At 31.8% G+C, this 24,650-nt stretch carries 24 protein-coding genes, 1 tRNA gene and 3 pseudogenes; 10 read left to right on the forward strand and 18 right to left on the reverse strand.

All coding sequences use genetic code 11. The features are described 5' to 3' along the window. Nucleotides 1-6 precede the first annotated feature (6 nt). Entirely contained in the window at nt 7-1,119 is a 1,113-nt protein-coding gene (locus tag ACXKY9_RS32035) for an RNA-guided endonuclease TnpB family protein (RefSeq protein WP_016097395.1), read from the forward strand. A 141-nt stretch (nt 1,120-1,260) separates the two neighbouring features. Here the strand turns inward: ACXKY9_RS32035 and ACXKY9_RS32040 are convergent, their stop codons facing one another. Continuing rightward, entirely contained in the window at nt 1,261-2,649 is a 1,389-nt protein-coding gene (locus ACXKY9_RS32040) for an aminotransferase-like domain-containing protein (RefSeq protein ID WP_016090272.1), read from the reverse strand. Between the two features lie 228 nt (nt 2,650-2,877). Between ACXKY9_RS32040 and azlC the strand changes: the two genes are divergently transcribed. Both azlC and ACXKY9_RS32050 read left to right on the forward strand, forming a co-directional pair. Beyond that, the gene (gene azlC / locus ACXKY9_RS32045; RefSeq protein WP_000797393.1) at nt 2,878-3,591 is read left to right on the forward strand and encodes an azaleucine resistance protein AzlC; all 714 of its coding nucleotides are present in this window, start codon (nt 2,878-2,880) and stop codon (nt 3,589-3,591) included. After that, entirely contained in the window at nt 3,588-3,923 is a 336-nt protein-coding gene (locus ACXKY9_RS32050) for a branched-chain amino acid transporter permease (RefSeq protein ID WP_000178819.1), read from the forward strand. The genes azlC and ACXKY9_RS32050 overlap by 4 nt, the downstream gene beginning before the upstream one ends. Before the next feature lie 704 nt (nt 3,924-4,627). On the opposite strand, the gene ACXKY9_RS32055 is transcribed toward ACXKY9_RS32050, so the two are convergent. From ACXKY9_RS32055 to ACXKY9_RS32085, 7 genes are all read right to left on the reverse strand, one after another. After that, on the reverse strand, nt 4,628-4,780 hold the full coding sequence (locus tag ACXKY9_RS32055) for a hypothetical protein (protein WP_000691090.1): 153 nt from the start codon (nt 4,778-4,780) through the stop codon (nt 4,628-4,630). Between the two features lie 71 nt (nt 4,781-4,851). Further along, nucleotides 4,852-4,925, reverse strand: a tRNA-Ile gene (locus tag ACXKY9_RS32060). A gap of 224 nt (nt 4,926-5,149) precedes the next feature. Continuing rightward, on the reverse strand, nt 5,150-6,154 hold the full coding sequence (locus ACXKY9_RS32065) for a type II toxin-antitoxin system antitoxin SocA domain-containing protein (RefSeq protein ID WP_016090271.1): 1,005 nt from the start codon (nt 6,152-6,154) through the stop codon (nt 5,150-5,152). A 40-nt stretch (nt 6,155-6,194) separates the two neighbouring features. Continuing rightward, complete coding sequence (locus ACXKY9_RS32070) at nt 6,195-6,626, reverse strand: hypothetical protein (RefSeq protein ID WP_044157299.1); 432 nt, start codon at nt 6,624-6,626, stop codon at nt 6,195-6,197. Nucleotides 6,627-7,275: 649 nt separating this feature from the next. After that, the gene (locus ACXKY9_RS32075) at nt 7,276-8,556 is read right to left on the reverse strand and encodes a purine/pyrimidine permease (RefSeq protein WP_013555075.1); all 1,281 of its coding nucleotides are present in this window, start codon (nt 8,554-8,556) and stop codon (nt 7,276-7,278) included. Nucleotides 8,557-8,683: 127 nt separating this feature from the next. After that, nucleotides 8,684-9,133 carry a cyanase gene (gene cynS / locus ACXKY9_RS32080; RefSeq protein WP_016090269.1) on the reverse strand — a complete coding sequence of 150 codons (450 nt, stop codon included), beginning with the start codon at nt 9,131-9,133 and terminating at the stop codon, nt 8,684-8,686. 31 nt (nt 9,134-9,164) lie between these two features. Beyond that, on the reverse strand, nt 9,165-9,746 hold the full coding sequence (locus ACXKY9_RS32085; RefSeq protein WP_000926479.1) for a beta-class carbonic anhydrase: 582 nt from the start codon (nt 9,744-9,746) through the stop codon (nt 9,165-9,167). Nucleotides 9,747-9,913: 167 nt separating this feature from the next. Here ACXKY9_RS32085 and ACXKY9_RS32090 point away from each other — a divergent pair, with 167 nt between their 5' ends. Beyond that, entirely contained in the window at nt 9,914-10,345 is a 432-nt protein-coding gene (locus ACXKY9_RS32090) for an Lrp/AsnC family transcriptional regulator (protein WP_000677474.1), read from the forward strand. Between the two features lie 162 nt (nt 10,346-10,507). On the opposite strand, the gene ACXKY9_RS32095 is transcribed toward ACXKY9_RS32090, so the two are convergent. The 6 genes and pseudogenes from ACXKY9_RS32095 to ACXKY9_RS32120 all read right to left on the reverse strand — a co-directional run bounded on the left by ACXKY9_RS32095 (nt 10,508) and on the right by ACXKY9_RS32120 (nt 16,139). Beyond that, entirely contained in the window at nt 10,508-12,190 is a 1,683-nt protein-coding gene (locus tag ACXKY9_RS32095) for a DUF2075 domain-containing protein (RefSeq protein ID WP_016090268.1), read from the reverse strand. A 146-nt stretch (nt 12,191-12,336) separates the two neighbouring features. Then, nucleotides 12,337-12,666, reverse strand: a complete 330-nt coding sequence (locus ACXKY9_RS32100; protein WP_033679414.1) for a nucleotide pyrophosphohydrolase — start codon at nt 12,664-12,666, stop codon at nt 12,337-12,339. A 68-nt stretch (nt 12,667-12,734) separates the two neighbouring features. Further along, a pseudogene (locus ACXKY9_RS32105) lies at nt 12,735-13,097 on the reverse strand (hypothetical protein). Nucleotides 13,098-13,171: 74 nt separating this feature from the next. Further along, on the reverse strand, nt 13,172-14,095 hold the full coding sequence (locus ACXKY9_RS32110; protein WP_016090265.1) for an HNH endonuclease: 924 nt from the start codon (nt 14,093-14,095) through the stop codon (nt 13,172-13,174). A gap of 436 nt (nt 14,096-14,531) precedes the next feature. Further along, entirely contained in the window at nt 14,532-15,281 is a 750-nt protein-coding gene (locus tag ACXKY9_RS32115; protein ID WP_016090264.1) for a zeta toxin family protein, read from the reverse strand. A 474-nt stretch (nt 15,282-15,755) separates the two neighbouring features. Further along, the gene (locus tag ACXKY9_RS32120; RefSeq protein ID WP_000824502.1) at nt 15,756-16,139 is read right to left on the reverse strand and encodes a (deoxy)nucleoside triphosphate pyrophosphohydrolase; all 384 of its coding nucleotides are present in this window, start codon (nt 16,137-16,139) and stop codon (nt 15,756-15,758) included. Between the two features lie 354 nt (nt 16,140-16,493). Here ACXKY9_RS32120 and tolA point away from each other — a divergent pair, with 354 nt between their 5' ends. Then, nucleotides 16,494-17,444, forward strand: coding sequence for a cell envelope integrity protein TolA (tolA, locus tag ACXKY9_RS32125; protein ID WP_153580423.1), 951 nt, complete (start codon nt 16,494-16,496; stop codon nt 17,442-17,444). Between the two features lie 110 nt (nt 17,445-17,554). Here tolA and ACXKY9_RS32130 read toward each other — a convergent pair whose 3' ends face one another. Further along, nucleotides 17,555-17,770: a M4 family metallopeptidase gene (locus tag ACXKY9_RS32130; protein ID WP_016090261.1), complete on the reverse strand. Its 216-nt coding sequence runs from the start codon at nt 17,768-17,770 to the stop codon at nt 17,555-17,557. 298 nt (nt 17,771-18,068) lie between these two features. Between ACXKY9_RS32130 and ACXKY9_RS32135 the strand changes: the two genes are divergently transcribed. Both ACXKY9_RS32135 and ACXKY9_RS32140 read left to right on the forward strand, forming a co-directional pair. Further along, nucleotides 18,069-19,163: a Rap family tetratricopeptide repeat protein gene (locus ACXKY9_RS32135; RefSeq protein WP_016090260.1), complete on the forward strand. Its 1,095-nt coding sequence runs from the start codon at nt 18,069-18,071 to the stop codon at nt 19,161-19,163. Further along, nucleotides 19,160-19,288 (forward strand): hypothetical protein, encoded by a 129-nt coding sequence (locus ACXKY9_RS32140; RefSeq protein ID WP_000732003.1) that lies wholly within the window; start codon nt 19,160-19,162, stop codon nt 19,286-19,288. The genes ACXKY9_RS32135 and ACXKY9_RS32140 overlap by 4 nt, the downstream gene beginning before the upstream one ends. Nucleotides 19,289-19,356: 68 nt before the next feature. Here the strand turns inward: ACXKY9_RS32140 and ACXKY9_RS32145 are convergent. After that, nucleotides 19,357-19,518, reverse strand: a pseudogene (locus tag ACXKY9_RS32145) (hypothetical protein). Nucleotides 19,519-20,017: 499 nt separating this feature from the next. On the opposite strand from ACXKY9_RS32145, the gene ACXKY9_RS32150 reads away from it, so the two are divergent. Then, nucleotides 20,018-20,434: a hypothetical protein gene (locus ACXKY9_RS32150; protein ID WP_000733519.1), complete on the forward strand. Its 417-nt coding sequence runs from the start codon at nt 20,018-20,020 to the stop codon at nt 20,432-20,434. Nucleotides 20,435-20,506: 72 nt separating this feature from the next. Here ACXKY9_RS32150 and ACXKY9_RS32155 read toward each other — a convergent pair whose 3' ends face one another. Together ACXKY9_RS32155 and ACXKY9_RS32160 are read right to left on the reverse strand one after the other, a co-directional pair. Next, nucleotides 20,507-20,722 carry an alpha/beta-type small acid-soluble spore protein gene (locus ACXKY9_RS32155; RefSeq protein WP_001167047.1) on the reverse strand — a complete coding sequence of 72 codons (216 nt, stop codon included), beginning with the start codon at nt 20,720-20,722 and terminating at the stop codon, nt 20,507-20,509. A 166-nt stretch (nt 20,723-20,888) separates the two neighbouring features. Beyond that, complete coding sequence (locus tag ACXKY9_RS32160) at nt 20,889-22,631, reverse strand: methyl-accepting chemotaxis protein (protein ID WP_016090258.1); 1,743 nt, start codon at nt 22,629-22,631, stop codon at nt 20,889-20,891. Nucleotides 22,632-23,612: 981 nt separating this feature from the next. Here ACXKY9_RS32160 and ACXKY9_RS32165 point away from each other — a divergent pair. Together ACXKY9_RS32165 and ACXKY9_RS32170 are read left to right on the forward strand one after the other, a co-directional pair. Beyond that, nucleotides 23,613-24,098 carry a CPBP family glutamic-type intramembrane protease gene (locus ACXKY9_RS32165; RefSeq protein ID WP_000913857.1) on the forward strand — a complete coding sequence of 162 codons (486 nt, stop codon included), beginning with the start codon at nt 23,613-23,615 and terminating at the stop codon, nt 24,096-24,098. Between the two features lie 34 nt (nt 24,099-24,132). Continuing rightward, nucleotides 24,133-24,607, forward strand: a pseudogene (locus tag ACXKY9_RS32170) (transposase); the annotation flags it as partial. Between the last annotated feature and the right edge of the window lie 43 nt (nt 24,608-24,650).

Here is a 24,650-nt window from a genome sequence, read left to right on the forward strand (position 1 = left end):
AATGATATGACAAAGCAGAATAAAGCATATAAATTCCGTTTGTATCCAACAAAAGACCAAGCACATCTTATGCGTAAAACCTTCGGTTGTGTACGTTTCGTGTATAACAGAATGTTAGCTGAACGGAAAGAAGCGTATGAAAAACATAAAGATGATAAGGATCAACTAAAGAAACAAAAGCTTCCCACTCCTGCAAAATACAAAGCAGAATTTGAGTGGTTAAAAGAAGTGGATTCATTAGCTTTGGCAAATGCTCAACTAAACTTGCAAACTGCCTATAAAAATTTCTTTCGTGGTCAAAATGACTTCCCAACATTCAAAAGCAAAAAAGACAGAAAGTCTTATACAACGAATGTAGTGAACGGAAATATTATATTGCTTAACGGTCATATCAAATTGCCAAAACTGAAAATGGTACGTATCAAACAGCATAGAGAAATACCACAAGGCCATATAATCAAGTCATGTACGATTTCTATGACACCTACTGGTAAATACTATGTGTCCATTTTGACTGAATACGAAAAAGAGATCGTACAAAAAGAAGTAGAAACAGTTGTTGGATTAGACTTTGCGATGGATCAATTATACGTCAGTTCTGAGGATGAGAGAGCCAATTATCCTAAGTTCTATCGTGAAATGTTAGACCGATTAGCAAAGGCTCAACGAGTATTATCAAGACGTACAAAAGGTTCAGGGCGTTGGAATAAACAACGTATCCGTGTAGCTAAGCTGCATGAAAAAGTAGCAAACCAACGTAAGAACTTCCTTCATCATAAGTCTAAAGAGTTAGCTACTCATTTTGATGTTGTAGCTATTGAAGATCTAAATATGAAAGGAATGTCGCAAGCACTTCATTTTGGAAAAAGTGTCGCTGACAATGGTTGGGGTATGTTCACTTCTTTTTTAGCTTATAAACTACATGAACAAGGCAAACAACTTGTGAAAATAGACAAATGGTTTCCTTCCACAAAAACATGTAGCAGTTGTGGAAATATGAAAAATATGTCATTGTCTGAGCGAGTCTATTCTTGTATATGCGGTGTAAATCTCGATAGAGATTATAACGCAGCTATCAATATCAAAAATGAAGCAATACGCCTATTGGCGTTAGTATAGATAGCAATAAAATAACCCTTGGAACAAGGGAGTTAGCTCGGCTGTCTTAGGACGAATTCGTTAGCTACCAAAAGTAACGACTAACCGAGAAGCCCCCACTTCAAACAGTCCGTTAGGACGTTAAGTGGCGGGTAGTTCACACTAGCCGAGATATTGTTTTAGTATTTCTAGCCCTATTTTCAACTCTTCTAATGAGTTTGTAGAGGATAGAGCGACTCGTAAATACTGATTAGGCATGGTTTGTGCTGTAATAAAGCGCTCGGAATGAAAAACCCGAATGCCGTGCCTCTCCAAATCTGTTTCTAATTGAAATGCATCATAATGATTTTGAATAGGTAGCCAACGGTAAAAACTAAAAGGATGCCCTACAGGCTTGTTGGAAGAAAAATATCCTGAATAAATTTCGTTTGCAGACTCTGCTAAAAATTTCTTCTGCTTAACAATTTCATGAGCTTTTCCTGATAACACTAGCTCTGTTATCACCTCTACGTCTAAAGAAGATGTTTTAACATTGACATTAAATATAGCCTTTAAAATATCCTTACGTAAGGCATCTCCGAATACCATATAAGCAACCCTTAATCCTGAACAAATGCACTTAGAAGTTCCACTAATATAAACACTTTGTTCTGGAAGTAAATTAAACATTGGTTGCTCATAATCAGAAATAACCCCTGCTGTCAAAAATGCATGAATATCATCCTCAATCAAAATTATTTGATGCTTTCGAATGATTGCTGCTAACTCTTTTTTTCGAAAATCTGAAATCATAATCGTAGTAGGATTAGAGCAAGAAGGCATTAAAAAAATACCATGAATATCTAATTGACTACATTGCTTATCGAGTTCACTTGGGAGCATTCCAAATTCATCCCCTTGAATGGGTACTAATTGAATATGTAGCATTTTTGCCAATTCGATAAAATTTGAATAGGTGTATACATCAGTTGCAATTCGGTTTCCAGGTTTAAACAACGCTGTCAATGTAATTGCTAAAGCATTTTGTGCCCCCGAAACTATTGCTATATGGTCCTGATCCACATTAATGCCGAAAGACTTCATCCAATTGAGACCTGCCGTTTTTTGGTGCGGAAGACCAGTTGGATCATTGTAATTTAATAGTTGCTCTAAATACTGTTTATCTACGACCTTTTGAATAGTCTCTGCGACAATACTATTAGTTTGCTCAAATGATGCTACTAATCCAAGATCAATACAGTTTCTGATTTCCTCTGTAGAAATAGTAATGGAACGAGTTGCATTAGGAGCTACAAAAGTTCCACTCCCTGTGATTGCATAAATTAGGCCTTTAACTTCACATAGTTTGTAAGCTCGGGTAATTGTTGTAAAGTTTAAATCTAAAAAATCTGCTAATTCTCGTTGTGGAGGCAATTTTGTTCCTGGAGCTAAAAAACCATTTACAATATCATGTTCAAGTAGTGCTGCAATAGAGGAATAAAACGGACGCTTTAATAGTTCCTTATTAGGTTTCCAAGACATAGAGTAATTTTCAAATGAATTTACTGGCATGCTTCACCTCTACGATTAAATTTTTATAGGGTAAATTTTAATAGTTAAAATTAAGATTTATAAACTTTGAAAAGTATTACAAGGATAAAAACTCAGCATTATTTTAAAGTTAGAATAACACACTTCCGCTAAAGAAAATTGTAATACATACAATTTTCTTATTCATTGTATGGATTTTATGTGTTAAATTTGTATGCAATAAAGCTCTTGATTAAGGATGTGAATAATATGAAAAATAGAAATCAAATAAGAATCGCATTCCGTGCAGCTTTTCCTTATACAATACCTATTTTTGCTGGTTTTGTATTTTTAGGAATTGCTTATGGAATCTACATGAACTCTCTGGGTTTCAGTGCAATATATCCAATTCTAATGAGTTTAATCATATTCGCAGGATCAATGGAATTTATTGCAGCTAATTTATTACTGGTTGCTTTTAATCCAATTCATGCACTTTTTCTTACTTTAATGGTGAATGCACGGCATTTATTTTATGGTATTTCTATGCTAGATAAGTATAAAGGAACTGGTAAGAAAAAGTTTTATCTTATTTTTGGACTATGTGATGAATCTTTTTCTATTAATTCTACTGTTGATATTCCAAAAGGTGTTGATAAGGGTTGGTTTATGTTCTTCGTGACACTGCTTAATCATTTGTATTGGGGTATAGGAGCCGCAATTGGTGGTATTTTTGGTTCCCTTGTACACTTCAATACAAAAGGACTAGATTTCGTTATGACAGCACTTTTCGTTGTGATTTTTGTTGAACAATGGATGAGGGAGAAAAAGCATTATAGCGCTCTTGTAGGACTGGGATTATCGATATTTAGCCTAATTATTTTTGGTGGAAACAATTTCATAATTCCTGCAATGATTATGATTTTATTAGTACTTACTATCCTAAAAAAACCAATAGAGAACATAGAGGAGGTTTCCGTGTGACAATGAGTTTACTGCAACAAGTTATAACAGTTGGTATAGTGGTTTTAGGCACAATGATTACAAGGTTCCTTCCCTTCTTAGTGTTCCCATCAGATAAACCTACTCCGCAATATGTCCAGTATCTCGGTAAGGTACTACCTTCAGCTGTCATAAGTCTTTTAGTTATTTACTGTTTTAAGGATCTGAACTTATTATCCGGCAATCATGGTGCTCCAGAATTAATTTCAGTAGGAGTAGTAATAATCCTTCACATATGGAAGAGACAAATGCTTCTCTCCATAGCAGGTGGAACAATTATCTACATGCTGTTAGTACAATTGTTTTTTAATTAAATTTAAAGTGACAAGTAATTGATCCTATCATCCTTCTATTTTAGAAATAGGATCATTATATTCAATAAACTAAAGAATAAGCAATGAATGCATTAGCATGCGCAATTCTTTTCGATAATACAGTGAGCTTCGAGAAAGATTACTATTAGACTAGTTACAACGCACCAGTGGGCTAAATCTAATTATCAATGTTGTCTCTACTTCTGTAATATTTTGTATTTAACTCCAGCTACAAAAAATATGAAGAAGGTTGGCAAATATCTTACCTCTTAGTTCAGAGCATATTAATTTTCCTAGGTAAATACAACTTTATTGTTAGGAATTCTCCTTCGTTTTGTCCTTTAAGGGAATCAGAACCTTAGCTCTTTCCAAATTCTCTTAGCGTACGAAATTTGCGTTTTGATGGCGCTACCCTATCGCTATCAAGCTAACAAGACAAAATACCCTCTAAAATGAAAAAGGCGTTATTCTTTCTGAAAAATCATAGGAAAGAATAACGTCTTTATATTAATATTGCAACCCGTATCTAAAACCGCAATAGCTATGTCCTTTCCTTTCTCCTTTTTCTCCCATACTAACGGAGAAAACTCATCTCTTAGCCTTAGGAACTACAGGGATAGCATAATCAATCAAAATCCACGAGGTTTCCGTACTTAGAAATCTCCCACTTAACGACCTTACAGCCTATAGAAATTGAAAGTAGTTTAATTCTCTAACATGGATTGCGGAACAACTTTTTTTCCCACTACTTTAAATTCAATTTCCCCTTTTTCTCCATATATTAGTTCTATAATTGGAATAGTTACCATTAATTTTCCCTTCTTTTTTCTTTCTGTCTCTAAATCAATTATTTTCATGTCACAATCCCCTTTATTTATTATAAACAAGGAGAAAGCACTCATTTGAGTGCTTTCTCCTTGTTTATAAGTGGACCTTGTAGGACTCGAACCTACGACCGAACGGTTATGAGCCGTTTGCTCTAACCAGCTGAGCTAAAGGTCCAAAGCGTAAAATTTACTTCATAAGACGTTTTCATATATATCATTTTACCATATAATGTATCAATCCACTTTACTTTTTATTTAATATGCATATTTACATCGTGTTAATAATGTTTATATTCTGCAATCCTAACCTTTTGTAATTAGTACTATCTTTTAATACCTTTATAGAGGCCTGATTAACAGTAAAAAATTCATATATCAATCATATTAAAAATGATATAGTTACAACATTGAATTGTTTATATTTTCAAATGCTTTTATGCCATATTTCTTTATATCAGAAATTGTAACTAAATTATATGCCTGTTTCATTGTATTAAAGCAATTATCTATCTCTTCTTTTTCCATAATAGGTTTACCGGGATCATTATCTTCTAATTCTAGATGCGCAACTTCCCATGGTAAGTCAAATAGAATCATTTTTTCTAAACTCTTCCCACTATAACAACCTAAAGTATTGATTACACAGTCTAATATTTCCTTTTCTATTTGAGTTAATTGATTTGTACTATCATAATTAACTTCAAGATTGTCGTACTGATATACTTTATATTTATTAAAAATAGCTCGATATACCGGGCCATGACTTCCTACTTCACAATCATCTTCAAATAAATATGTCCCAGTAAGCACCTTACAAAATCCTTGCGCATAGTATAACAGCTTTTGAAGAGCTAAAGGAGTAATATCATCATTTTTATATAGCAAATAGTTAGCAACTTCCTCGATTTTCGTAGTCTGCGTAGAAGGAATATCATCATTTTCCTGTAGCTTCGCGATTGCTTCTTTAGAGACTCTATATGCTTTTTGAGTAATTAAATCTTTATTTCTTTCCAAAATATCTAGCATAAAAGATTGATCTCTACCTAATCTTTTCAATATATCCGAGTACTGCTTCGTCGGAATATCTCCATTTACATACCTTGTTAGGGTAACCTCTCCCCAACCTAAAAGTAAAGACAATGGACGTTTTCCAATCTTATATTTTTCTAAAACCTCTCTTATTTCAGAAATAGTAACTAACTGTTCCTGTTGTCTATAGGCATGATCTAATTGTTCTAAATTATAATCATGAATGTTAGGAACAAATATTTCAGATTTACACTCCTCGCAATTTGCTTCTTTACCTACATAATGATATTGCTTCCCTCTAATGACTGTCACTTTTGAAACATCTTTAGTAGAATACTTTACCATATCTCGACAAAACTCACATAAAACCAACATAAAAATCCTCCCTCATTCTAAAACCATTAGTCACTTATCTTTACCTAAAAAGATAAGTGACTGGTTTATTCCTTTTATGAAAAGAAACAACAATCATGTATTTGTTCCTGTTCTTATTTTCAATTAGATTCATCTTAATATATATGTCTACCGACTTCTTTTGTCCCCAATTATCTAACTCATATTGTGGACAAAAGATATACAATTTTTCATGAGCAAAATTTGGATTTTTATTATCAACTGCATAACAAAAATCACGTACTCCTATATTAAGAAGAATCTCTTTCACTTTACTAGCGTTAATCTTATTAGCCTCTAAAAATTCACTATTCTCTTTCCTTTTTTCATTTCGAGAAACCGTAAATCGATTATTTTTAATTAATTCTTTAAACTCTAATATGTACTGCTCAATCTCCCCGATTGTAAAATTAGTGTGCTTTTTTGTCTCCCTATTTTGAAAGCTAATATGCATTAAAATTCTTTCCCCTTTCAAATCGTACCTCATATTTACTAGAATTACAATAAAAAAACGTATCAATTGATGCGTTTTTTAAAAATTCACAGTAAAATTCTATTCATCCTTCTTATAATGAGTACATTTATGTCGTCTACAAAACTTCTATATAATTATTTTTGCTGCGATTCGTAAATCTATTATGTATCTATTTTACAACCACAGTTTCATATATCCGTGTATACATTTAACGTAAAAAAACTACATATCCCTCCAATTTCCCTGATAAACAAATCAATTACTCATATGTTTTCTCCCCCTATATAAATTTCCTATCTTAATCTGTTGTTTTATACAGAAATATATATTTATACCTGTTTAAACCCAAACAAAAAAGGCCTCCTCAAGTCGATTAATTGTGCATAGCAAAATAAGCTAATTACACTAATCGGCTCAAAGAAGCCCTTTCAAAATTAAAGTAAGAAAAAAACTTACTTCTACAACTCAACCACAACACATAAGGTGTGGGAATGAACGGAATCAAATAAACTAACAATATACCTATATATTACAAAATACATAGGTTTATATCAAGATATTTTAAAATATTTCCAAATGCTGATTTTCATTCTTTATTTTCTTCCAAATAAAAAAGCATATAAATACTTTATTCTTTCCAAAACTGTTCCAATAGAATGACAATCACGGTACCCACGAGCAATCCATTCCTTAAAACATATTGTAAGGAAGAAGGAATGCCACTAAATGCGCTTTCTGGAAGAAACATTATTCCTAAACTGATTAATAATGTAATTCCTAATATTGTTAATCGGCGTTGATTTAATTCTTCGCTTAAAATTGATTGAAATGAAATGCCTATTACTTGGACAAATGTTGCTAAAAGTGCAGCATTGGCAATAGGGCCTGGAAGCAAGGATATAAAGCTTACGATTGAGGGAACAAAAGAAATTCCTGCTAATATAAGACTTGCTATAAGGAACGACTTCAACTTTCTTTGTCCTGTTAATTGAATAAATCCTGCTGTTGCAGGTAATGGTACAATACCAATTGTAGAAAACAACGACGAGATAATATGTGATATACCTCCGACCCATACACCACGGTTCAATGTTTGCTTTTCATTTTCTTTAGATAAGGGAGCTACTTGTTTTACAGCTGAAATAGCAGCAATTGTATTTGCAACTAAAAGAAATGTAAATAAAGTTGCAGTTAGGGTCATTCCAATATCCAATCTAGGTGTGCCCCAAGCAAATATCTCTGGTAACTTAACTAGCGTTGTATGTGTAGGCATATAAGATGATTCTCCTAAAAGAGTATACAAAAGCCAACCACATGAAATTCCAAGTAACACAGCGTACCTTTTCATCCATCCTGTCCCTTTAATTGATAAGAAAGTAATAAAGGCAAAAACAAAGAGCGCAATAATAGCTGTTGGATAATCAGGATGAGTTGCAGATCCTTGTAATCCCATCATTCCTTTTAGTAACACACCACTAAGTTGAAGTGCTAAAATTAAAAGAAATGTCCCTGTAACTAAAGGAGTAAATAAACGTAAGATTTGATGAACAAGCCCTGTTATACCAAGAACGAAGAGTAATATACCTGCAATAATTAACCCACCTTCTAAAAGTTGCAACACGTCTTTTGCACTTTGTCCCTGATGCATAGCAACTTGTCCCAGTATGACAAATATACTTACCCATGAACCGGCTGGACCATCCGCTATGGGATAGCGATGCCCAAACCATGCTTGTATAAATGAACTTATTCCCACGACTAAAAAAGTTCGCTGCATTAATGTTGAAATATCTTCTACTGATAAATGGAATATGCCACCAATAATGATAGGCAATGCAATTGCATTTGCTAATAGAAACACAAACCACTGTAGAATACTAAAGCTTGTATTAAAGTATTTTTTATTCATATTATTCTCCTTTACTGAAAAAGAATCTCATAGTAAAAATCCATCCTTTCTACACAGTTAGATTAAAAAGGATGGATTTTGTAAATCTGTAAAATCAATTTAATTGTATAGATAGATTTTTAATTAATTACCATGCACGAAATGGTAAGAATTTCCCATTAAGTGTAATAACGATACGAGGATCGCCACCTTTTGGATCTTCTTGTGTATCCACACCTAAATTGAAGTTAATTGCACTCATTACACCTTCACCAGCTTTTTCTAAGATTAATTCTCTAAGAGTTGGTGCGTATTGTAACATCATTTCATATAATCGATATAAGATTGGGTCAGTAGGAGGCATTTGCATTACTTGACCTCTAAGTGGAACTACTGTTAATGCCTGAACTACTTCTTCATCTAATTCTAATAGTTTACCGATTTTTTCTGCCTCCGGACGTGTCATTGTAGCCTGCCCTAATAATGCTGTTACAACCCAAGTCTCAGAGTTTTCACTTACTTTTGAAATTTCTTCCCATGTTAAACCTTTTGCGATTTTTGCTTCCATAATTTTTTGCGTAGCTTCTTGTCTATTCATATTTAATAACTTCCCTTCATTTAAGTAATGATTAATGTTTCATACCATTTAATGTTTTATATCCATCAACTACTACATCTAATTTACCTGTGTGAGGATCAATAACTAAACCATGTACAGGAACATCTTTTGGAATAAGTGGATGATTTCTTACTAAATCAACATTAGCTTGAGTCGAATCACAGATATCATCGAATCCAAATAGCCATTTTTCAAGGTCAACACCAGCATATTCAATTGCTGCTAAAATTTCTGGTGAAGCTACTCCACGATCTAATATTTTTTGAAGTGTTCCTTTGGGATTAGTTTGGCTTGCACCACATCTATGGTGTCCGATAAGAAAGATTTCATCTGCATTTAGATCATATACTGATGCTACAACACTTTGCATAACACTATCGAAAGGAGAAGCAATCTTACCACCTGCATTTCTGATAACTTTTGCATCTCCATCGTGTATATCTAAAGCTTTTGGAAGTAGCTCAATTAAACGAGCATCCATGCAAGAAACAACAACCATACGTTTCTTAGGCATTTTTGTTGCTTCACGGGGGGCGTATTTCTTATTTTCTACAAATTTTTCATTGAATGATAAAATATCTTGTAATAACATATTTGTAACCTCCTTTAAATCTAGATGTATTTTTTTGTTGCGTCCTCTGTGTTATAAGTAAATATAACTAATAAACAATGCGATGTAAGAGGATAAACTTAGTATAGTGAATTGTATCGATAAGCTGAATAAGTTGGCGAAACACTTTCTGCTTTTCTACTTTCACGATGAAAGGATTGGTTTATATTATTGATCAAACAGATTTTGAGATACTGAAATTATTAGGAGAAAACTCAAGAATACAATGGAAAGAACTAGGTCAAAAAATACATATGACTGGGCAGGCTGTAGGAAATCGAATTAGGAGATTAGAGGATTTAGGGATTATTGAACAATATACAATCGCTATAAACCGAATCAAACTAGGACAAACCGTGACTGCATTTGTTACTTTGTTTGTCACATCAGCTAATCATCAAGAATTTATGGATTTCTTTCAAAAAGAAGAAGAAATATCTGAAGTACATCGTGTAAGTGGTGAAGGATGTTATTTATTAAAAACACATTTTTCTTCTAATGAAGAATTGGATAACTTTCTAGGTCGACTATTAAAATATGGGAATTATCGTGTTAACCTATCAATAGGGAAGTTAAAATAAAGTCTTTTTTCTTCCGAGGGGATAAGTTATTTTCTAATCCTTATTTCTATAGAGATAATAAGAGCCTTACTACAATTTATGTGTAGTAAGGCTCTTTAAATACTTATAAAATGCTATCTAATTGGCAGGGACTACCACATTAAAGGTAACCCCTTTTCATAATTATTGACTTACTTTTGCTATCTCCTTTAAATATCTTTGCATATTTTGATTTACTGCATAGACATAACATCCATTTATTCCGCGAGATAATAATACATAATAAATACGTTTAATATAGGATGTTAACTCCTCATTATTTATATCTGTTCCCTTAATTGGAAGACCGTTTCGATCTTTATATTCTTTTGGATTCACTACAATCTTAGCCTTATTTAAATCATAGTCTCCATTTTCTTCACCTGCGTAATCACAATCAATTTCAGCTCCTAAAATCACACCAACATAATTTAAATCCGCACCTTGTGTAGTATGTATACATCCTATTTCCTCTATACTATTCTCAAAGTTAATCCAACCTTTTACCTTTGAGTTCCATTTGAATGTCTCACCTGTAACAGGATCTTTTATATCATAATGATTTTTGTCCTTCTGTGTAATCCATTTCCAAGAATAACCCGCGACTACACGACATAATTCATGTTTTTCATTTAACATTTTCATAGATTGATTCAATTCTGTAATAGAGTCTATTACCTTAAAATCATAGCCCCGCAATAACCCTTCTTCATACACTCCAACATTATTTGCTATTTGTAAATATTTACGAAGCCATGCTAAATATTGATCTCCAGATTTTAAACGGAATTGTTTATGTAAGGGATGCCTCTTATAATTTGCTGTCAACTGCTGGAATACATCTGTATTTATATCTGCTGGTCGAATTGTTTGGTATGGATCATAAACCACAGTTAAGTGATACGCAAATGTTTCTATTAATTCCAACTCAGTTGTATAACCATTATCGGTGACTAAATGTTTTAAATCACGTGCTTGTTTACCAAAATATTGTTTTAGACGATGTGCTTCGTCCACAAAAACATATTTATATTTTGTGTCCCTACTTTTTGCCTGCTTAATAAATTGTGAAGGTGACAGTACTGTAATACTTTGTAGACCTAGTTTGTTCATCAAGCTCTTATATAAATTTAATGAGTGATTTTGTGGAACAACAAGTGCTATATCCTTATAATTCAATCCCTCTCTCACTTTACCAGTTTCACTGTCATAAGCAAGCGCATATAAGATGTTTGTTAATACAATTGTTTTACCAGTACCCGGGTCCCCTGTAATCAAATGTCGACTATTTGATGTAGTAAGCATTGTATTAAAAATGTCTTTACAAACCTCAATTTGATTAGCCGATAACTCTTTAAATGGTGAATATTTATAAATAAATTTATTATGTATCTCACCTAAATTCTCACTAGCTATACCTTCTTTCATTAACTGAGCCCAAATTTCTCCAAACATATTTTCAACATTTTCAATTCCATTATAGGAATGAATTTTTTGTCCTCTGACTTTATTTAGTAAGTTAAATTTTTCATCCGCTAATAAATATTCAATTAATAATGTTTCAATATGTTTAATTGAGCTTTCATTAAATAAATCACTCTTTATCACAATAACTTCCTTGAATGTTTTATCTTCATCATTTAAATGTGCAATGAAACGGCCATAAATATCTGTGGATTTACCTACATATAAATTCTTTTTATCTCGTTGAATATAAACTACTGGTATTCCATCTATTTTAGGGTCTCTAATATAACCTTGCTCAAACTCTTTTCGCTTCTTTTTAATTATGTAAAATGAAGATAATTTTGCTGCAAATGATAGCATTTGAATAACTCCCTACTTTTTAATTTTAATAATACTTAAGGATGTATGGATTTCATACTTTTAAAATACAATCCATACATCAAATCATGATCTCAACCATCTGCTTTCTCATAAGCATTTCAAAAAACTGTAAAACGATTATAGTTTTACAGTTCGTTATATTTTTTATTGCTTCCAAATGCTTTTTCTACAGGATATTTCTCTGCATTCTTTTCCAACTTTGCATGTACTACTTCTTCTAGATCAATATTTAATTTATCACTTAGCATAAGTAAATAAATCATTACATCCGCCATTTCTTCTTTTATGTCCTGCATTTTCGTCTCTGTTGCTTCTTCACTAGACTTCCATTGAAAAGCCTCAAGCAACTCTGATGCTTCTAAATTTAACGAGATTGCTAGATCCTTCGCATTATGAAACTGCCCCCAATTTCTCTCATCTCGAAATTTTATTACTGCATTTTGCAAATCTTCCATCACCATTAATCCCCTCTCAATTACTTACTATCTCTTTAAAACAAAATTCATTACATCTGGAATTCCATCTAATTAACCTTAATCCAGATATAATCATCTTCATATTTAACATTTAATTTTAATCGAATCCCCTTCATATAGTCCTCTAATCGTCTTGTGAAATCCTCATCATTGAATTGATCATATTGATCTACGCCTAAATATAACTTAAATATATTCCCTTTTGTTAAATCAAACTCCCACTTCAAAAAATTATGTAGCATATTTTCCTTACTCATGTAGCGATTCGCTTCCATATAATCTAGTAATTCATATAGATTATAGTATACCAAGTTATTTGGTTTAAGCCCTTCACATTTGGGACACTATTCTCTATATCTATCTTGTAATTGCATAATCATTTCTGTCCCACATTGATTACAGTTATACATGTACCATTCCCCTTTACTGGATAACCCAATTCGTCTCTCTTATGTTCTTCCTGTCCTTGAAGTTAAAAATTATACTATTTTCCTTTAAAAATATTCCTCTTATGCCACTTAAAGTATAATTTATTCTCCGGTTGAATTCCTATCTTAGCTTTTGGTATTAATCCAAATTTCAAATAATCTGTTTCCACTATTAATGAGGAAATATGCAGTCGTCCCTGGCCATCAAATGTGATAAAACCTTTATCATAAAGAGCATCATGATTACAGCACAGTAGTACACCGTTATACGGATCTAAGCGTTCCATACTTGTACTATCTTTCCATGGCTTAGAATGACTTGCTCTTAACAATTCTGGTAAATTTATTCCGCATAATGCACATTTTCCGTTCCAAATCTCCATTAATTCCTCTCTAAATTTTTGCTGTCCAATTCGGATTTTCGCTTTTACTTCGGATTCCGTCTCAGCTATAACCGGAATTAATGTATTGTTTTCTGTCCTTCTTACCGGATCAACTGCCAACTCTAATTGCTCATCATTGATTTTATAAATGTTTGAATCACCAATTAGTTCCATTAATTTAAGGGCTAATTCTTCATTACATGGATATAAATAACCTTGGTTTCCATTTGCATCTGATTGAAAAGGTGAATATTTAATTGGCAACAGGTGCGATATCTCTTCAAATTTCTCACGTATATTAATTGGTTTTTCTAACTCATGATATTTTAAAGATACCAAATAGCCTTCATCATTCCATTGATCATGGCTTTTCATAATCGATGGTTTATTCGATTCCTTACAATCTTCTTCAGCTATACTAACTGCTACAATATTCCCTTTTACATAATGAAAGATTCGATCCCCCTCTTTTACATCCATCATTCTTTTCCATGAATGTGGTACATTACCGCCTCTATCCTTTTTAGGTGACCAAATAATTTCTAATCCTTTTTCCTCTTGATATGTATGCCCCTGCATAACAATAAAATGATTCATATACTCTCTCCTAAAGCGTTAACTCATTACGCTATTTTCTATTTAATATAATACTAAAAAACTCTCCTATGATTAGCAAATTGTCTGTTTCATTTTCAATACCAAACAACCTTCTCTACAGAAAAATTCTGCAATTCCTTTTACTCAACAATTGAGAAATCCAACTTTATATCCATTTATAAAAACAAAAGAGTTGACCCAAAAGGCCAACTCTTCTATTTTAAATTTTTTATTTCTCTTCTTCTTCTTTTTTTACAATTTCCCGTTCATTTTTAGCGATTAAATCATGAAAATGTTCTTCTTTGTTTTCTTCAATATAATTCATAAGGTCTTTAAGTTCCATTTATATCGCCTCCTGTATTTATTATATCAATAATATAATAAAATGTCAGGATAATATCTATTAATTATCTTATAAAACTTAAACGATATATATTCACTTGAAAACAAGAGCTGATTTCTCGATAAATTGATTATTTCTACATTCATCAACAATAATTTCTTTTACTCGTTTTGATTCTTTAAAAGCAAAAACTTCTGGTTCCTTCCCTGTATTATCATATAAAGTATAGCAATCTATTAAATCTTTAATTTTAGAAAAAGTAGTCGCTACTTTCATATGGCTTTCTTCAATTATACTTTGGGGTACCAATCTTCCTGTTACTTTAAAACGCAAATTGGATCGCTCTAAGGCAACCTTGATTGGAACATCTACAATAATTGCTTTAATACTAAAACCTGCTAGTCTTAATTGTTGAATTAACTTTTTGTATTTTACTTCATTTTTCATTGTACCATCATACATACAGTTTATTTTTCTTTTCATGCAGATTTTTAAAAGTTTCATGGTAATATCACTACTTTCATCATGAACTAAAAAAGCTGCTTGTTTTATTAACTCAATGTTTCCGGATTCTATTAACTCTTGATATTCTGGTATTTTTTCTTTGATCTTATCAGGATCTATCCAAACCATGTTTTGTTTCTGATGTTTATATCCCTTACTTACTAACTCTCCAATTGAGCTTTTTCCAGCAGCAGAACCACCACCAAGTAATATAGCCTCAGGTTCTTGCTCTTGCTGCGGTTGATCATTTAGAAATAATTTAATGATTTCATTATGTAAAAGCTTACGTTCTATTGTGTACTCCCCATTAATTACGTACTTTTCTCTAGTTGGTTTCAATTTTAATTCTCCTCTTCTATAGATGCATTATTGTGTCCATTTAAGAATTTGGGACCTTCCCCTTTAACTGCGCTTATTACTTCGGTATTTTGAAATCTCTATAGGAGATTTAACTTACTATAATTTCATATAACTCTTTTAGTTAGGTGCTATAGGCTTCAGTTCATCACTATATATTCCTTCTAAACAATCATATTTCTCTTTAGCTTAAAACCTACTTTAAACCTCCACTTAAAAAAACAAAAAAAGGCTCCTTTAAGTCGATTAATCGTGCATAGCAAAATAAGCTATATACACTAATCGGCTCAAAGAAGCCCTCTCAAAATTGAAACAAGAAAAAACTTGCTTCTACAACTCAACCACAACACATAAGGAAGGTAGGTGTGGGAATAAACGAAATCAAATAAACTAACAATATAATTATATATTACATAATAAAATTATAATTCTCAAGGGTATTTGATTAAAATATTCCTACAGTGCTTCTACCGTAGGAACATCAGCGGGTGCCCACTTTAAATGCTTTAAATCCTTAATACTCATCCATTTTAGCTCTGCATGTTCAAGAGCTTTAGGCTTACCTGCCAAGATTCTAGCTTTATATGTAGTAAGATGAACAACAATGGTTTCATACTCGCACTCAACTTCCTCTACCTTCTCATCTACAACAATTGTACATCCAAGCTCTTCTTTAATTTCACGAATTAATGCAGCTGATGGTTCTTCTCCTTTGTTTATCTTACCACCTGGAAACTCCCAATAATCAGGTAACGTCATTGTCGGGGAACGTAATGCACATAAGACTTCATTATTTTCATTAACAATTACCGCACCAACCACTGATACTTTTCTCTTCATACCTACACACTTCCTTATACAGATTAATTAATACTTACTATCTTATATTAATTCATATTTTAACACCAAGTTTTCCTTTTAAATGATGATTAACCTTTCATTTGCTAATGAAGGAGCCAAAATAAAGCATCTAAAATCTCTAATATACTAAAATTTTTCGAGTAAACAAGACAAAATGAAAATAAAAAAATGGAAAATTTGTTAACGACAATGATATGCTTAGATATGTATATTTGTTACATAAATACATTAATTTTATTAAATGAGAGGTGATGAATTGCATCTCAATATTAAATCATTACAGTATTATAATTTATGAGCAAAATCTAGTATCTTAGATAAGGAGGTTCTTAAATGAACTGGAGAAAAATTTTTGGTTATCGCTCTAAAACCGCATGGAAAATGTTTATTGCTTCCATTGTTTATATCTTTATTTTATTTTTAATACTTCAAGCAATTATTCCAAATTCTATCCGCCCTGCCCTTGTTAATATTGGTTTTTTGGGATTTCCGTTAAGCTTACTTGCTTTAATTATTGGATTAATTAAACCACAATTTGTGTTACCCAAAATACAAATTAAAACCAGAAAGAAAGTAGTATATTCATATTTATATCTAGCACTAGCTTTCTTTTTAATGGGTATTGTATTTATTGATGGAAAATCAACTTCCAATCAAACTGTACAAAAGGCAGACACCAAAGTTGCCACTTCACAAGATACTAAAAAAGATACAGCAGACACAAAGAGTAAGGAAGAAGCTCAACGTAAAGCTCAGGAAGAAACTGAACGTAAAGCTCAAGAAGAAGCTGACCGTAAGGCTCAGGAAGAAGCTAACCGTAAAGCTCAAGAAGAGACTCAACGTAAAGCTCAGGAAGAAGCTAACCATAAAGCTCAAGAAGAGACTCAACGTAAAGCTCAGGAAGAAGCTAACCATAAAGCTCAAGAAGAAGCTCAACGTAAAGCTCAGGAAGAAGCTAACCGTAAAGCTCAGGAAGAAGCTAACCGTAAAGCTCAGGAAGAAGCTAACCGTAAGGCCCAGGAAGAAGCTTCACAAAAAAGTAATGCTGTTGTTTCCTCATCTAGTGGTAATCATAACGGTTCTAATCGGAAACCTTTCCAAAATGATCCTAGTGATGACAAAGAAGCCAATACCACTTGTAAAGGACAAATTAAAGGAAATGCCAATTCGAAAAAATACCATGTTCCTGGTGGACAATATTATGATTCTACAAAAGACAATATTGTTTGGTTCTGTTCAGAAGCTGATGCTCAAGCAGCTGGTTATGTGAGATCTAAAAAATAAAGTCAATTACATTAGAAAAGGAAACACTCTATAAGCGTTCCCTTTTCTAATGTCAAAATATTATTATCCATTTATTAATAGCGAATAATAAGCTACACCCTATTAAGAGATTAAATATAAGCTGCTTTACAAGCTTGTAGGACAGCTTGTAAAGCAGATGAATTTTTACCATATAAGTTTGTTGCTATACGAATACAACCCTCTTTTAATTCTTTAAAATCAGAAATAATATTTAACTCATCTGTATTCACATAATACAAGATATTAAACATCTTATCTTCTTCCAAAATCTCTTTTCTCTCTTGCTTTTCTTTTAACTCTAACATTTCAAATTCCCCGTTATTATTTATTTCTATTCTCCTATTATCCCTATACATAATTACTTAGGTATAGCTCCCTTTCCTCCTGTTAAAAAAATATATTTTGATCAAATCTTTAAATTGAAAAAAGAGGTTATTGTTATACAAATTACAATAATACATACTACTTGAATCTCAACAAATATAAATTGATAGAATATTCCGTCTTATATTGATAAATGCTATTAAATAGATTTTGATAGAGGAAATTTCTGATATGATACTAATTGCTGCATAATATCTTTGGAGAGGATGAAATTGAACAATGAATGTTCATATACAGGGGAACGAGCAAATAACTCATTTATTAAATGAATGGTATCAAGAAATTAGGGCTAGGCATGTAGACGCCGCTCAATTACTTAAACAAGAAATTGAAAACAAAATCCATAATATAGAAGAAAATCAAACGATATTATTATACTACTCACTACTAGATTTTAGGCATCAATATTTAATTGATAGCTTAAGTATTTCTAAAGATAGCTTTAAACAAAGTGATGCTTACAAAACTCCTACAGACGATTTCCTTTCATACTATTATCACTTCTTTAAAGCCATTCATTCCAATGTTACTGGCAATCATAGCCTTGCAAAAATCCATTACGATAAAGCCGAATACTTGTTAGAAACCATACCTGATGAGATTGAACATGCTGAATTCCATTATGAGTTAGCCATTTTCTACTGTCATACACATAGATCAATTTTATGTATTAATCATGTAATGAAGGCAAAAGATATTTTTTCAAAGCATTCTGGATATGAATTAAAAGTTGCCTTTTGTAATAACTTATATGGATTAGCATGCACTCATTTAAAGGAATGGGAGTTAGCTGAGGAACACTTTATCTCTGCTATGGATACATTCCAAAAAGAAAATTTAGAATACAATATTTTAATTGTCCGTCACAATCTAGGATTTATGTACGCTACACAGAATCTATCTGAAGTAGCATTAAGATATTTATCTGAAGTTAATCAAAAACTACCTAGCGATTATAAAGCCGTATTCATTGAAGCTAGAGAACATTATAAATTAGGAGAACATGAAATTGCTCAAGAATTAATAAAAAAGGGCCTCCAACTCTCTACTCAATTGGGAACCGAAGGCTATATTCATCACTTTAATATTTTAGAAAAAATAAATCTTCATAGTTGTGCTAATGATTTAGAAAAAGCTGTTTTAGAAGGAATTTCTTATTTTGAACGAGAAGAACTATATGAGTATATAAATGAATATACCGAAAAGTTAGCAGTCCAATTTTACAAAGAAGATAATCATCTAAAAGCTAGCTATTACTTTTATGAAGCTAGTAAAGCCAATGAAAAAAACTTTAAAAAAGGAGCATTAAAATGAAAAAATTAGCGGTTAGCTTACTTGGTATTTTAATTGTCGTTACAGTAACTTTTGGATCAAGTCCTTCAACAGGCACTCAAAGTACTGTAAATATTATTAAATATTCGCACGGACATACTGGATAATGAAAGGAAGGATTACACCTTCCTTTCATTATTTTTTAGAATGATAAACGTATCTCCTCTACATCTATCTATAAAAATTTAAGAAATAAATAATTCAAAAGGTAAAATAAAATACTACAATTAAAAACTTCCATTTGTTTCTTTTCGTTGGTTTTCCAGCATGTTGTATATAAAAAAAATAAGGCAATACCTGCCATAGTAATTAAAAACATTTGATAGTAATCAATCATCTGTAATACCCCCTCCATACAAAAAATAAGAAGTCTCTTTTTAAGAGACTTCTTATTTTTAATACAAACGACATACATAGGCTAAACACATACAATAAAGTCAGGATGATGTACTTTATTGCCTTTTTATCATAACATATAATTTGTAATTTTTGTTTAATAATCCCACTCAATGAAACTTTATCAACCTTAAAATGTTTTATGATAAAAAACAAATACAAATAAAATTAATAATATATTCACTTGATGCAGACGGAATATTCTCAAAAGATATATAGTTCGGTTACAATATCATTCATGATTTTTTAATTTTTTCCTTCCCTTCTGTTAAGAATACTTCAAAACTTGACTGATTACCTTATGTTAATACTTTATATATGCAAAATTACATACTAACCCTTATTGAAAATAATTCTCATTGTAACTATAATGGTTTCAGGGATTGAAATTTTCACTTTCGTTTCAAATCTCACAATATATTAAAGGAGGAAATACTATTATGAAAAAATTGATTTTAGCAGGGGCACTAGGAATTGCAGTATTTTCAGGTATAAACTTACCAGGGGCTGAGGCATCAAAAGCGAGTGCAGCTACTACGAATTTAGAAATTCAAGAAGTCACAAAATACTACTCTATGAGTTCCTATGAAGTGTCTCAAAAAGAATCATTTAATCTTAAAAAAGGGGAAGAACTTACAGTCTTTGTACAAAATTCAGGGTTCCCAATTTCTTATACGGTCTTTGATGCGGATAATCAAGTAATTGGCACATTCAATGCTAATTCCCCATATGGTCGCGTATTTAAAGCGCAAAAAGACGGTAATATTTCTGTACAATTTCAAGCAGGTGTAAATTCTACGTACATGAAGAAGATGAATTTTACAGCTAAATTTGCTGTTTCTAAACTTAACCAATAATAAAAAATGTAACGATCCTCTTTAAAAACAAATTAAAAAGGTATATCCCTTCAATGGGATATACCTTTAGTTTTAGTGAATTTTATATTGACCAGATAACTGCTCTTGCGCCATACGAACTAAACGTTTCGTAATCTCTCCACCTACTGAACCATTCGCTCGTGCTGTTGAATCTGGTCCAAGTGTAACACCAAACTCCTGAGCAATTTCATATTTCATTTGCTCAATTGCACTTGCTGCAGCTGCTATTAAGATTTCGTTTGAATTATTATTTTCGCGAATTTGCATTTTTTAAACACCTCCGTTGAATTTGGTAATATCATGCTCTATTTCCAACAAAATATGCAAAAAAATTATTCGTTTAGCTATTTTACATATATACCTAAGCTTTCATCCCTTATGTGGGAATAAATAAAGGTATAGGTCATACCCTATACCTTTACCTTCTTCTATCCTACTTACTTTTAAATTCCCCTATTAACCCCTGTAACTCTTGCGAGAGCCAATTTAGAGAATTTGCTAACTCTGCAATATCTTGTACATATAGTTCTTGCTCTTTCATACTTGTCTCCACATTACTACTACTATTCACATATGTATTCGCAATGTGTGATAATTCATTTATAAACTGAACAATAGTTTGATTATCTGTTAGAATTTCACTTGAATGATTCGAAGTCGCTTTAATTTGATTTGTAACAGATTGTGCAGATTCTGAAATCTTTTCAAAAAAAGCACCACTACTTTGAACAAGTGTTATTCCTACTTCTACTTCCTTTGAACTCTTCTGTATGGATCTTACAGCTCTCTCTGCTTCAGCCTGGGTTTCACCAATTAATTTAGCTATATCCCTTGCAGATGCCTCGGTTCTTTCCGCTAATATATGTACCTCGTCCGCAACACCTGAAAATTCTTCCCCCATCTCTCCAGCACATGAGGATTCAGTAGAAGCATTTAAAGCTAATGAATTTGTTTGATTTGAAATGGTTGTAATTACAGTAAGAATTTCATGAATTTCCTTAGATCGTGCTTCGAATGCATAAATACTAGAAGATACATCCTGAACTGTATCTTGGATTCTTTTCATTTGATTCACGATTTGCTTAATCAAATCTTTTCCCTCTACAGAATGCTGTTCCATGTCTTCCAAAGCATTGCCAACTTGTTTTGCAGCTCCTTTAATTTCTTTCATCTTACTTTCCATTTCTTGAACAATCCCTAAACATTTTTGCACTACATATTCATGAGAATGTGCTCCTAAATTTAATCCTGTAATAGCACTTGCAATTTCTTTAAAGGCTATGCTATTCTCTTTTGTACTTACCGACAATTCCTGTGAAGATGTCGAAACTTGTTCAGCAGTCTCCCTTACTTTATCTATAATCTTATTAAACTTTTTAATAGTGTTATTAAAATAGATATTAGTTATCCCTATATCATCAGATCTTTCATTCAATTTAATACTTAAATCCCCTTCACCAACTTTACGTAACCCTTCTTGTAAATCCTTTAAAGGCGATAGAGAGTTTCGTGAGATAAATATTTGAATTGTAATTGCGATAGTTAATGAAATTATAATAAATAGTAAACCTTGTATCATAAAGTTTTTCTTTGTAAGTGGAATAATAGAAGCTTCCAAATCCGCTGCAACAATTGCAATTATATTTTTATTTTCATCTGTAACTGGCTCTAAAATTGTTACCCAGAACCCTAATTCATCTTCATACACTTCTGTCATTTGTGCCTGTTTTGTTTGTATTACTTTATCATATGTTTTCATCCAATAAGTAGGCTGCTCATAGTATTCACCTGGTTTTACAGAAACAGTATTTGCTAATTCTGTATCCAAAGCTACTATTTGTAATTCAGCTTTTTCATTTAGCTTGGCTCCTGTAACATATGTTTGTCCAACACTTTTCATATCTTTTATAGATTTATTTAATTGCTCTGTCAATTTTTCTTTCTTCACTCTTTGAGCTGTGGGGTCTTTTGCTACATCTCTTACTATTTCTAGATCTAATTGATTTAATACCGCATCACCTGTTTCAAAAGACTGCCTCTCAAATATAGACATCATACTATTTTGAAACATATTAAAACTTAACGCTCCCATACTTCCAACAAGGGTCAGAATTACTAATACCGTTAGTAATACATTTTTTTGAAGTAACGATAGCTTATGCCAATATTTTTTCATTGATTTCTCCTTTCTTATTTTCAACAATACAAAAACAAAGTAGTAACATATTAAGAGGTGCTCTTTCTGTTATTAATTTAAACTTTAAAATGGCATACTAATCGTTCAACTAAATGTTCCAATTTTTTTCATTTACAATTGCATCTTTTATATGTCCAGCTGCTCTTGGAAATCTATTAAAAGGAAGACGTAATACTTCTACCACTTCATCTTTTCTATTTGTACTGATTTCTTCTAAATCGATGATATTAAAGGATTTGCCTATAATAATTGCTATAATGTTTTATAGACGACTAAGAATATTTAAAATTCCATATTTATCTCCTAAAGATTTTCAAATTAGATTTGTTGCAGTACCTTCAGCAAGGATTTTTTATAATATCGTTAGTTTTAAATAAAGATAAGAATTTTTAAGAGCCTCATCTTTAGTTATTTTTATCTTGCAGAACAATAAAATCTGAAAGTTTAATTCAATCTCCTATTTTATAACTTTTCCCCTTATTTTTCTATAATATTATAATATTTACCTGTACAATCTAAACTTAGACTCTTTTGGCCTTTACTCTTCAAGTGTCTTAAATTCATATGAGGTAGCGCAGAAAGTAAATTTTTAACAAAAAACTTTTGTATTAAAAAATGCAAAAATACATACTCCTCCAAAACTATATGCACTTAAATATTCATATAGTAAAATAAACAGTACAAGCGTGTCCTATACAGCATATTTCCTTAACTGGCTTGATATTATATTCATCATAAAATTGGTGTGAACTTAATATCTCACTTAGCTCTTTAATATTTTAATATTAACAATATAGTGTTAATATATCCCTACTTTATCGCTACACCTACATATAAGCCAAGAATTCAATTACAGAACGGTTTTCATCAATAGTAGACAAAAACATGTCAAACAAAAAGAGACTCAATTATTTATTACTTTTCGTATAGATGTAATAAAAGATTATAGGAGAAATATATATGCTCAAAAAAATAAATAGATTTATGTTTGCTTTGCCTACCATTTCTTTTATTTTTCTTATTTTATTAGGATCATTTTTATTTGTAATACCATTAGATCTATTCTTACCTGAAATACAAAAAAACCCAATAACAGAAGCACCTCTTATTCTTCAAGTTTTATTAGGGGTATTAGCGGCACCTATATATGAAACAATAGTTTTTCAAGTATTTTTATTTTGGCTATTAAGTTGGATTCCTTACATTAAAAATCACGATTACCTTATCATATTAATAGCTTCAATTATATTTGGATTAAATCATCCATATGGAATCACTTATATAGTTGGTACAACGATAATTGGTCTTTTATATAACTATGCTTATTGGGTATATAAAAAAAAGAATGAAAAATATCAGGTTACCATGTCTGCTTTTGGGGTTGTTTTTTTGATTCACTTATTACATAATTCTGTTACTTTTATAGCTTCAAATTTATCATTTTAGCCAAGAAGACTCCTTCCTCAAGGAGCGTAAAGGGTCAAAAAGCCAATTTAAATATGTAGAAGAAATGAATGCATTTGCTTGTCCGATGGGGTGTATTTTAGAGTATGCGACAACGGATCGTGAAGGATATCATCAATATAAATCCAACCCAGAAGACTACGCTGTTTGTCCGCTACGTGAGGTATGTTTTTCAAAGAAACAAAAAGTTATCACTCATCATATATGGGAGAAATATAAGGATATCGCTAGAAAAAACAAACTAACAGTTACAGGGAAAAAGTTTTACAAAGTACGCTATTCAACTATAGAGCGAAGCTTTGCGGACGCCAAAGAACTACATGGCTATCGATATGCTCGATTTCGGGGGCTGAAGTCTGTCCAAATGCAGGCTTATCTCACCGCAACTTGTCAAAACATGAAAAAAAATAGCCCTCCATCTGACCAAAAAAGGTCTGGTGGAGGGCCATTTTTTTGAAACTCTATTATTTTATATTGTTTTTATTCGCTAAAATCAAAAACAAACTCATCTTATGACCGCGTTTCTTCTTACGA

It is taken from the genome of Bacillus sp. 2175 (assembly GCF_057812155.1).